The sequence below is a fragment of the Azohydromonas aeria genome (assembly GCF_009760915.1).
GTDB classification, from domain to species: Bacteria; Pseudomonadota; Gammaproteobacteria; order Burkholderiales; family Burkholderiaceae_C; genus Azohydromonas; species Azohydromonas aeria.
The window spans coordinates 1-4320 of sequence record NZ_VIDQ01000157.1 but is presented as its reverse complement, the minus strand read 5'-3'; the positions used below and the strand labels follow the sequence as shown (position 1 = coordinate 4320).

The 4320-nt window shown below is 68.6% G+C and carries 6 protein-coding genes; 3 read left to right on the top strand and 3 right to left on the bottom strand.

The genetic code is table 11. The features are described from left to right. Both FJ694_RS38070 and FJ694_RS35920 read left to right on the top strand, forming a co-directional pair. The coding region (locus FJ694_RS38070) for a helix-turn-helix transcriptional regulator (protein ID WP_157272309.1) at positions 1-148 on the top strand (148 nt) is incomplete at its 5' end. A 9-nt stretch (positions 149-157) separates the two neighbouring features. Further along, the gene (locus FJ694_RS35920) at positions 158-1174 is read left to right on the top strand and encodes a replication initiation protein (protein ID WP_157272308.1); all 1017 of its coding nucleotides are present in this window, start codon (positions 158-160) and stop codon (positions 1172-1174) included. 828 nt (positions 1175-2002) lie between these two features. Here the strand turns inward: FJ694_RS35920 and FJ694_RS35915 are convergent. Together FJ694_RS35915 and FJ694_RS35910 are read right to left on the bottom strand one after the other, a co-directional pair. Beyond that, positions 2003-2215, bottom strand: a complete 213-nt coding sequence (locus FJ694_RS35915) for a hypothetical protein (protein ID WP_157272307.1) — start codon at positions 2213-2215, stop codon at positions 2003-2005. A gap of 75 nt (positions 2216-2290) precedes the next feature. Next, entirely contained in the window at positions 2291-2551 is a 261-nt protein-coding gene (locus FJ694_RS35910) for a hypothetical protein (protein ID WP_157272306.1), read from the bottom strand. Between the two features lie 132 nt (positions 2552-2683). Here FJ694_RS35910 and FJ694_RS35905 point away from each other — a divergent pair, with 132 nt between their 5' ends. Then, positions 2684-3058, top strand: a complete 375-nt coding sequence (locus FJ694_RS35905; RefSeq protein ID WP_157272305.1) for a hypothetical protein — start codon at positions 2684-2686, stop codon at positions 3056-3058. Positions 3059-3101: 43 nt separating this feature from the next. Here the strand turns inward: FJ694_RS35905 and FJ694_RS35900 are convergent, their stop codons facing one another. After that, complete coding sequence (locus FJ694_RS35900) at positions 3102-3746, bottom strand: recombinase family protein (protein WP_232540380.1); 645 nt, start codon at positions 3744-3746, stop codon at positions 3102-3104. Positions 3747-4320 lie beyond the last annotated feature (574 nt).

Here is a 4320-nt window from a genome sequence, read left to right as displayed (position 1 = left end):
CCCCGACGCCGCCCACGAGCTGCGCATCAGCCTCTCCACCGTGCGCCGCTTGGTCAAAGCCGGCCGGCTCAAGACCGTGAGCCTGGGCACGCGCGCCGTAGGCATCACCTACGCCGAGATCCAGCGCTTCCTCGCCGCCCAGGCGTGAGGCGGCGCGATGCTCCACTCATCGCATGCCCTTCGGGGGCAGGGCGGGGCGTGCTCGCACGAGGCCGCGGCTGCCAGTTGGCGGGCGGCGCTGCTGGCTGACGGTGCCCGCCGCTTTCCACGGCGGCCGTACTGCTCCGACGACCCCAAGAGGTACGGCCAGCGCGTCCGCGATCTTGAGTACGCGCTGACCAAGCCGCACATCCAGGTCAACCTGCCCACGGCGCAGATGGCGCTGGTGTTCGACATCGACCGGCGCGGCGGCGCGCACGCCTGGGAAGACGCCGACCTGCCGCACCCAACGTGGGCCGCGATCAATCCCGAAAACGGTCACGCGCACATCGCCTGGGGCCTGAAGGTGCCCGTACGGATGAAGTGCGCGGACGCCAGCATGAAGGCGCTGCGTTACGCCGCCGCCATCGAGGGCCGCATGTCCGAGCGGCTGGGTGCAGACCCGAGTTATCGCGGCGTCACCACCAAGAACCCGTTGCATCCGCAATGGATCGTTGACCACCCGGGCCGCTTGCTGCTGTACGAGCTGGACGACTTGGCCGAGTGGTTGCCTGAGCTACCGACGTATCGGCCACCTCGCCGCACGCAGGAGCAGGCCGGGCTGGGCCGCAACGTGGATCTGTTCGACACGCTGCGCAAGTGGGCCTGCCGGGCAATCCGCGACTACTGGAGCAGCGGCCCGCGTGGCTGGGATGCGTGGCTTGAGCAATGCGAGTCCCGCGCCGGCACGATCAACGCCGGGTTCCTGTCGTCGCTGCATTGGCCTGAGGTTCGCCACATCGCCAAGAGCGTGGCCCGGTGGACGTGGAAGCACATCACCGCCGAAGGCTTCAGCGCGTGGCAAGCAGTGCAGGGCAAGAAGGCCGGCATCGCCTCGGGCAAGGCCCGACGTGCGGCGAGCGAGGACAAGCGCGCCAGCGCCCGCCTGATGGCCCTGGCGGGCCGTTCATCGCGCGAGATCGGGGCCGAGCTGGGCGTGGATCAATCCACCGTCGTGCGCTGGCTGAAGGGGTGATGCACGAACCCATATCAGGATCAGCACCGAAGGTGGGCTGTTCTGGCCTTCTGGCTGTCCTTCAACGTGGGGCAAGGCCGCAGGCCGCGTCAGGCCCGTAGGGCGAACGCCGCGAGGAGCCTGTGGTCAGGCCCGGCACCGGCCGCAGGCCGGCTGTGCACCGCGCCAGCGGTGTGCAGCGGGGCTGTCCATCGGGCGGACGCGCGATCGCGGCGTCGTCTCGCTGGGGACTGGGTGGTGGGGTGCGGGGAGGAGGGCGTGCTCCTGCCCGGCTTGCGGCTTCGAGGCCGCCGCCGGGCTCGAAGATGGGGCTGCGGGGCCCGTAGCGCGCGCAGGAGGCGCTGCAGCAGGCGCGGTGAACCCTCGGGTCATCCGAGGCGTGCTCGGGCCCTATAGCGGCGCGCTGCTGAAATTTTCGGGACATCGACATGCACCCGGCCTGCTGTCGGCTGGGTCCGGTACGGCCACCCCGCCCGAGCGCGTGCGGATTCCCGAGCCGAGAGGCTCAAGGCCCGGGGTCGATCGGCTGTGGTCCTGTCCGGCATACCCCCCCGGGGGCAGCACTCACGACGTCGTCGTCCTCGGGCGCGTGTACCTTGCTCACGTCTCCGTCGTTGCCGGCCAGGATCAGCGCGTGGCGGCCTGCAGGCTTTGTTCTGGCCAGCCTCGGGCGCGTGTACTGGGCGCTTTAATCGCCGCCCCCTGCCTCATCCCCTGCCGCTGCGGCCTCGCAGAAGGCCTTCCAGGCGGCCCTGCAGCCGTCGTCTGGCCGTGCGGTCATCCAGGCCGCTGTGCGCGGCTCCTGGGCGTTCTACGCAGGCCTGAGGGCTACGGCAGCTTGTTGGCTGCCCGCTCCTGCTCACGGGCCAAGTCCTCGCGCATCAGGCGCAACGTCAGCTCAAAGACGGCGAGGGTGTCTTGCGCCTGCGTCGTGTCTTGCCCCCGGTGGGCAAGGTCCGCGACCCGGGCGGCCTGCACCTTCACCCGTTCTTCGGCCTCAACAACGCGCTGCTGGGCCTCCTCCAGACGCGATTCATCCATGGTGGACTCCTGAGGTTGGGCCTGCGGGGCTTGCATCAGACCACCGTGGCGGCCGTCGGTGCCAGCCCGGCAGGATCAGGCCGGCACCGCGCCCCAGTGGGCATAGTCGAAAACGGGGCTCACCTCGTACACCCAGGCCGCTGCCTCTATTTCGCGCGGCCACGTCAGCCAAGCTGGGTTGTCGCGCCCGTCGAGCGGTGCCCACGTCACGCCGTCGATCACGCGCGTTACGGTGAAGCCGGCGCCGCCGTCGATCTCTTGCACGTCGATGCGACCACGGGGCAGGTTCGGGCCGAAGGCGTAGCGGCCCGGCCGGTCGGGGAGGCGGATGGTCATAAGGCGGCTTCGCTGGGGTGGGCGGCGCCGGGATCATCGCCGGCCAGCAGCGCCAGCGCGGTAAGGCACCGGCTCAAGGCGCCGGGCAGTGCTGCATGCTTGATGCTTCACCAACGACAAGAGCGCCTGCTCATGAGCACTACCGAGCCCACCAGCCTGCTTGCCTACTTCGCGGCACACGCCCCCAATCAGCCCGAGAGTTGGTTTGAGCCCGCGATGGATCACCTGCTTTTCCCTGCGGCGCCAGAAGAGACGCTTGCCGTGAAGCAGGCCAAGGAGGCTGAGGAGGAAGACAACCTCAACTGGATGCCCGGGCGTGAACCCAACATCCACCCCGAGGCGCGCGCCATCCTCGATGCACACGCAACTGCCCTTGAAGCGTGGGAGAAGGACGTGGAGCGCATCAAGGCAGAGCGCGCGAAATACAGGTACTTCGCCTGGCGGTGGTACTACGCCGAGCAGATGGTCAAGGCCAACCCCAACACGCCCTGGGACGGGGCACTTTGAGGCCCTGACGGCCCGTGAGGGTCACCAGCGCCAGCCCTGGGAGTCAGCCGGCGGCCGTGCCGCAGTACCGCTTGACCGTTGCCACCGACAACCCGAAGTGCTGGGCTGTCGTGGCGATGCTGGCGCCCTGGGCCTGCCGCCATGCCTTCACGGCTTCAGGATCGGCCGCCTGGGGCCTGCCAAGGCTTGCCTTGCCCCGATGGGTGCGGCCGGTGGCTGCGAGGGCTTCACGGGCCTTCTCGCGGCCCGCAGCGGTGCGTTCTGCGATGCGCTGCCGCTCCATGTCGGCCACCTGCGCCAGCACGGCCAGGATCAGCTCGCCCACCCCCCGCGCGATGCGGCCCAGGCCGTGAATCTCCACGGCTACGCCGCGATCCAGCAGCGCGCGCACCGTGGCCTGCACGTCCAGGGCATCACGGCCCAGGCGATCCACGGCGTACACGTGCAGCTCGTCGCCCTGGCGGATGAACTTCAGCAGCTCGGAGAAGCCGGCGCGCTGGGCGGCCGGTGTGGCGCCGCTGATGCCCTCGTCCTTGAACTCCTGATCGAAGGCGCTGCCGCCGGCCGCTTGCAGCAGGGCGTGCCGCTGGGCCTCGATGGATTGGTCCGTGGTGGAGACGCGGAAGTAAGCGATGCGGGCCATGGTGGGGCGTTTGGTGTCAAAAGATATGCATGCATTGTGAGCCATGATCAAATATGCCTGCAAGTAACTTTTGAACCAAGCTGCGGCCCCCTCTACGGCTAGGCTCACAAGGTACAAGTTCTGAGCCAGCATGACGCGGGCGGGTCAACTGTGGCGATTGACGACGCCAAATGAACCGAGTGATGCCTCAGGTAGATTTGCGGCTGTCCCGGGCTTCACGGCCGGGGCGCTGGCCTTCAGGCGAAAACCTGAGGGCCAGGATGACGAAAGCCCCGTGTGCTGGAAACACATCGGGGCTTACGGGACAACCATCGCCAGGTGGCGCAGCAGTCCAGACGTCTTGGCGGACGTCGAAACTGTACACGTGAACCCAGAAGCCGCATCAATACGTGGAGGTATTGCTGCTGCCTGGGGGAACGGCGCTCCTGGCGTCAACAAGGACGCCAACGTGCAAGACATCGCCAACACCTCGCGGCCCACCGTGGCCCGCCTCCCCGACGCCGCCCACGAGCTGCGCATCAGCCTCTCCACCGTGCGCCGCTTGGTCAAAGCCGGCCGGCTCAAGACCGTGAGCCTGGGCACGCGCGCCGTAGGCATCACCTACGCCGAGATCCAGCGC